At 55.5% G+C, this 4,178-nt stretch carries 4 protein-coding genes; 3 read left to right on the top strand and 1 reads right to left on the bottom strand.

The window, feature by feature from the left end; translation table 11 throughout:
• The first annotated feature begins 643 nt into the window (after positions 1 to 643).
• The gene (locus tag ABUA09_RS18095; protein WP_033116941.1) at positions 644 to 1,084 is read left to right on the top strand and encodes an Hsp20/alpha crystallin family protein; all 441 of its coding nucleotides are present in this window, start codon (positions 644 to 646) and stop codon (positions 1,082 to 1,084) included.
• An 86-nt stretch (positions 1,085 to 1,170) separates the two neighbouring features.
• On the opposite strand, the gene ABUA09_RS18090 is transcribed toward ABUA09_RS18095, so the two are convergent.
• The gene (locus tag ABUA09_RS18090; RefSeq protein WP_033116940.1) at positions 1,171 to 2,523 is read right to left on the bottom strand and encodes a short-chain fatty acid transporter; all 1,353 of its coding nucleotides are present in this window, start codon (positions 2,521 to 2,523) and stop codon (positions 1,171 to 1,173) included.
• A 261-nt stretch (positions 2,524 to 2,784) separates the two neighbouring features.
• On the opposite strand from ABUA09_RS18090, the gene ychF reads away from it, so the two are divergent.
• Together ychF and ABUA09_RS18080 are read left to right on the top strand one after the other, a co-directional pair.
• The gene (gene ychF, locus ABUA09_RS18085; protein ID WP_208319662.1) at positions 2,785 to 3,879 is read left to right on the top strand and encodes a redox-regulated ATPase YchF; all 1,095 of its coding nucleotides are present in this window, start codon (positions 2,785 to 2,787) and stop codon (positions 3,877 to 3,879) included.
• A gap of 97 nt (positions 3,880 to 3,976) precedes the next feature.
• Entirely contained in the window at positions 3,977 to 4,111 is a 135-nt protein-coding gene (locus ABUA09_RS18080; protein WP_158453398.1) for a DUF933 domain-containing protein, read from the top strand.
• The last annotated feature ends 67 nt before the right edge of the window (positions 4,112 to 4,178 follow it).

Below are 4,178 nucleotides of genomic sequence, written 5' to 3'. Positions count from 1 at the left end.
CGCCAGACGGGGGGCGTGGATTGAAATACCTCGTCATCGAAAGTGAAGGGTTTGTAGGTAGGTCGCCCCCCACACGGGGGGCGTGGATTGAAATCACACCCACTTTGAAAGTCCGGAGGCTCATGAGCAGTCGCCCCCCACACGGGGGCGTGAATCTCCACTTTATACGGTCGCTCACATATGGATAAGACCGCTAAAAAATCCAATGAATCTTTCGTAACAGCATCCTATCCTACTTCTAACAAATTTCTAACAGAACGATAAAAATGAATATCCAACAGGCCCAATGGTTTCTGAGATTTTATTCCGCATGAAACCCGGAACTCCTTGTGCCACAGCGGTTTTATGGGGTATTACCAGAGACAGCCAAACACCCGTAGGAACATACCATGCCCCCTTCGAGTTCTGCTGTCTCCACCAGAAAAATCCATGGAGCCGCAAGGCTTTGGGGATTTTTCGTTTTTGGTTAATTTTTAAATGTGACATTTCTTTGTATCAAATGTGTTTCTTTTATGAATTTTAGCACTCCTATATTGACAGTGCTAAAACAGAGGACTATAGTAGAGCCGTACCAAGGGAAGGGGACCAGAAAAGGTCTTCTCTGCAGGGCAAAAAGGTAAGACAACGAATGGAGGAATGACTTATGTTGCCCAGCATTTTCAGCGAGAATTTGTTTGACGATTTCTTTGGAGACTCTTTTGAAAAGAATTTCTTTGGGGAGCACAATCCCCTTTATGGCAAGCGGGCCAAGAACCTGATGAAGACGGATGTGAAGGAAACCGAAAGCGGCTATGAGGTCGCGGTAGACCTGCCCGGCTTCAAGAAGGACGAGGTGAATGTAGAGCTCAACGACGGATACCTCACCATCAGCGCGGCCAAGGGTCTGGACAGGGATGAGAGGGATAAGAAGGGCCGTTACATCCGCCAGGAGCGCTATAGCGGGGCATGCAGCCGGAGTTTTTACGTGGGCGATGTAAAACCCGATGAAATCAAAGCCGGGTACGAGGATGGCATCCTCCGTCTGGAAATCCCCAAGCGGGAGGCCAAGGCGGCGTCGGCTCCGAACCGGATCGCAATTGAGTAAAACACACACAAAACCCGCAGGCCAAAAGCCTGCGGGTTTTGTGTGTGTTGGGCTCCTATTGTAAGGAGAGAGAGAAAAGGCAAGTTTTAGAAGAACATGGCCCAGCCCAGGAAGCCCAGGCAGGCAACCACGCCAGTGAAGATGGTCACAATGACCAGGTATCCCATGATATTGCGGGCGGACAGACCGGCCATACCCAAGATAGGCAGCGCCCAGAAGGGCTGTACCATGTTGGTCCACTGATCGCCCCAGGCGATGGCCATGGCGGCCCGGCCGTATTCGATTCCCATCGTGGTGGCGGCAGGCATGACGATAGGCGCCTGCACGGCCCATTGGCCGCCGCCGGAGGGGACGAAGAAGTTGATAAGGCCGGCGGACAGGAACGTCAGCATGGGGAAGGTGACGTCGTTGGAGATGCTGACAAAGAAGTCGGCGATGATGCCGGCCAGGGACACGCCGGTTTCGGGATTTTGAGCCACCATCAGCCCCATGATGCCGGCATAGAAGGGGAACTGAAGCAGGATACCGGCGGCGCCGGAAGCGGCGTCTCCAATGGCGTCCACATATTTCCGCAGGTCGCCGTGGAGCAAAATGCCCAGGAAGAGGAAAATCATGTTGACGATGTTCAGGTCCAGGTTAAAGCCCTTGGTGGCAAAGTAATAGATGATGTAGGCAAAGCCCAGCAGAAGAGTGATGGCCCACAGGATCTTGCTGTGCTCCATCTTTTCGGCAGGGGTGCCCACTGTATAAGTACGCTCTTCCTCGTCCACCAGCCGGGCGGGGTCCACGATGATGGTGTGCTCGGCATCAGGGTGCATGGCATAGTTGACAAAGGGCATCAGGAAGAGGATGACGGCCACCATGATCAGGTTGGCAGGATGCAGAACGGTATCGGTGATGGGGGCGGAGTAGAAGATGCCCAGGATCTCGGTACCGCCCTCTGCGGCCATTTGCAGGGGGATGGAGCCGGAGAGACCCGCGTGCCAGATCACGAAGCCGGAGTAGGCGGAGGCGATCAGAAGTGGATAGTCCACGTCACGAACCCGGCGGGCCACTTCTTTGGCCAGGAGGGCGCCGGCGATGAGGCCGAAGCCCCAGTTGAGCCAGCAGCAGACGGTGGAGACGAAGGTAGTGACCAGGATGGCGCTCTTTTTGTCCTTGGCGACAGAGGCAATGGCCCCCAGAAAACGCTTGCAGATCTTGGCGGAGGCCATGGCGGAGCCGAAGACCAGCACCAGGGCCATCTGCATGGAGAAAGACAGCAGGCCCCAGAAGCCCTTCGAATTGCCCCAGGCGTCGACCAGCTCAAGGGGGGTCTGCTTTGTCCCGATCATGGACCCCACAAAAGTCACAATGGTCAGGATGACGGCGAACAGGAAGGCATCCGGCAGCCATCGATTGACTACGCGCACGCAGCCGTTTGTGAATTTCTTGAACATACAATTCCTCCTAATCTTCCCAATTGAAACTGGTGCCCCCCAACCTAGGCGCCAGTTACAGTTACAATCATATGGAAAAGAGGTCCGCTGTCAACACGGTTGGGGAAAGCTTGGCGGAAACTTAACGAGAGAATTGATGGAATCTTTATTGGAGAGAGGAATATCGTTTCCAGCCGCTGGGGCGGGCTTGTGTTTTGCCCTGGTATCCGGTATAATAATGGAGCTTATTTCGTATTCTTACACCGAAAGGACGTCTTTGCTATGAAGCTTGGCATCGTGGGGTTGCCCAACGTGGGCAAATCGACCTTGTTCAACGCCATTACCAATGCCGGCGCGGAGTCGGCCAACTATCCCTTCTGTACTATCGATCCCAACGTGGGGATGGTGGCGGTGCCGGATCACCGCCTGGACTGGCTCTCCGACTTCTATAAGCCCAAGAAGACCACCCACGCCGTCATTGAGTTCGTGGACATTGCCGGGCTAGTGAAGGGAGCCTCCAAGGGAGAGGGGCTGGGGAACAAATTTCTCTCCAATATTCGGGCCACGGACGCCGTCGTTCATGTGGTGCGCTGCTTTGACGACCCCAATGTCATCCACGTGGAGGGCTCCACCGATCCACTGCGAGACATCGAGATCATTGACATCGAACTCATCATGGCGGATATGGAGATGGTCCAGCGCCGGGTGGAGAAGGCCGCCAAGCTGGTAAAGTCGGGTGATAAGAAGGCCGCACGGGAAGCGGAAGTCTTTCAGGAGCTGCTCACCTGGCTCAACGAAGGCCGCTCCGCTCGTTCCTATGAGTGTAGTGAGGAGGATGCGGCGCTCATCGCCACATCTGAGTTGCTCTCCCTCAAACCTGTCATCTACGCGGCAAACCTGGATGAGGCCGGATTCTCCGACTACGAAAACAATGCCTACTACAAACAGGTATCTGAAGTGGCCGCCAAGGAAGGTGCCCAGGTGATCCCCGTGTGTGCGCAGCTGGAGGCGGAGATCGCTGAACTGGAGAGCGATGAAAAGAAGATGTTTTTGGATGATCTGGGGATCGCCGAGTCCGGCTTGGATCGGCTGATCAAGGCATCCTATGCATTGCTGGGGCTCATCTCTTTTCTCACTTCGGGTGAGGATGAGTGCCGGGCCTGGACCATCAAGCAGGGGACCAAGGCGCCTCAGGCGGCCGGAAAAATACACTCCGATTTCGAGCGGGGCTTTATCCGCGCGGAGGTAGTGGCATTTGAGGACCTGGTGAAGTGCGGAGATTTGGTGCATGCAAAAGAAAAGGGCCTGGTGCGGTCAGAAGGGAAAGAATACGTGATGCAGGACGGAGACGTGGTACTGTTCCGCTTCAACGTATAAGGGCCCTTTTCCGGGGCCCCGCAGAGCGGGGTGGCGCGGTACGCGCCGTACAAGGGCTTGACCCGGAGGACAAGCCCTTGGCGCAGGGGCAATTTACTTGCCCCGAGCAGATAAAATCATCAGGGTTCCCGCAGGCGCATGCGCCTGCGGGAGAACTGACCTGGTGCGGTCAGAAGGAAAAGAATACGTGATGCAGGACGGGGACGTAGTGCTGTTCCGCTTCAACGTATGAGGGCCTTACCCCGGCGGATCGCCTGTCAGATATGGAACGATGTAAAACAGGGGGGGGGGGGGGGGGC

It is taken from the genome of Intestinimonas sp. RTP31139st1_F5_RTP31139_211217 (assembly GCF_040226735.1).
Classification (GTDB): Bacteria; Bacillota; Clostridia; order Oscillospirales; family Oscillospiraceae; genus Intestinimonas; species Intestinimonas butyriciproducens.
The sequence above is the reverse complement of the archived record's forward strand: the minus strand, read 5'-3'. Positions and strand labels throughout refer to the sequence as shown.